This window comes from Neisseria sp. P0022.S010, assembly GCF_051956635.1.
The window spans coordinates 1-1,165 of sequence record NZ_JBQCXF010000719.1; the positions used below are offsets into that span (position 1 = coordinate 1).

1 protein-coding gene and 1 pseudogene are annotated in these 1,165 nt (G+C 48.7%); both read left to right on the top strand.

Annotated elements, in window-relative coordinates:
* Positions 1–21 precede the first annotated feature (21 nt).
* Positions 22–801: a (Fe-S)-binding protein gene (locus ACTHUT_RS20910; RefSeq protein ID WP_250601741.1), complete on the top strand. Its 780-nt coding sequence runs from the start codon at positions 22–24 to the stop codon at positions 799–801.
* A pseudogene (locus ACTHUT_RS20915) lies at positions 798–1,165 on the top strand (LutC/YkgG family protein); the annotation flags it as partial. The gene ACTHUT_RS20910 and the pseudogene ACTHUT_RS20915, both read left to right, overlap by 4 nt.

Below are 1,165 nucleotides of genomic sequence, written 5' to 3' on the forward strand. Positions count from 1 at the left end.
GGGTTGTCCCGTTCCAAAAAAATGAGCGCAATCAAACCACCACAAATCACCGTATTCGACAGCAAGCCAACCGATGCTTATTTCTTCGGTACTTGCGTTCTCGACCTTTTCATGCCGGAAGCAGGCATGGATGCCATCACTTTAATTGAACAACAGGGCATCCGTATCCATTATCCGATGGAGCAAAGCTGCTGCGGCCAACCGGCCTATTCGTCAGGCCATCCTAAAGAAGCTTTTTATGTTGCCAAAGCGCAACTGGATTTATTCCCTGAAAATTGGCCGATTGTCGTGCCTTCCGGTTCTTGCGGCGGCATGATGAAACACCACTGGCCAACTCTGTTCAAAGGTACCGAGTACGAGCAAAAAGCGATTGATTGCGCCAACCGTATCATTGAATTTACCCACTTCCTGCTGGCGATTGGTTACAAACCTGAAGATAAAGGCGAGCCGGTTAAAGTGGCTGTCCATACTTCCTGCGCCGCGCGTCGTGAGATGAATGTCCATTTGTCAGGCTGGCAGCTGATTGACGGCATGGAAAATGTTGAACGTATCGTTCACGACCATGAAAGCGAGTGCTGCGGTTTTGGCGGTACATTCTCTGTGAAACAAGCCGATATTTCCGGTGCGATGGTAACCGACAAAGTTGCAGCCTTAAAAGAAACAGGTGCAACTGAAATCATCAGCGCGGATTGCGGCTGTATGATGAATATCGGAGGCAAAATTGCCAAAGACGAACCCAATATGCCGCGTCCGAAACATATTGCATCTTTCCTGTTGGAACGTACCGGAGGTAAAGCATGAGCGCGCGCGAAAATATTTTAGCGAAATTGAAAAAAGCCGATGCCTTGCCGATGGAAGAGCCGCCGGTTTTCGATTATTACCGTGAAATGGGTGTTTCTTGGGCAAACGATGTCGAGCGCTTGAAACATTGGGCGGCTGCCATGCGTGCCGTCAAAACGGAAATCTATTGGGTTACTAAAACCAACTGGCCGCAAGTATTCCGCCAAGCAGCCGAAGGCAAAGGCTTGAAAAACATTCTGCTCCCATTGGAAACAGAACATGGTCAGCTGGCCCGTGCAGCTTTGGCCGATACCAATATTGAACCGCGTGGTTTTGAGCGAAAAATCGACGATTGGAAAAACGAATTCTTTACAGATATTGAGGC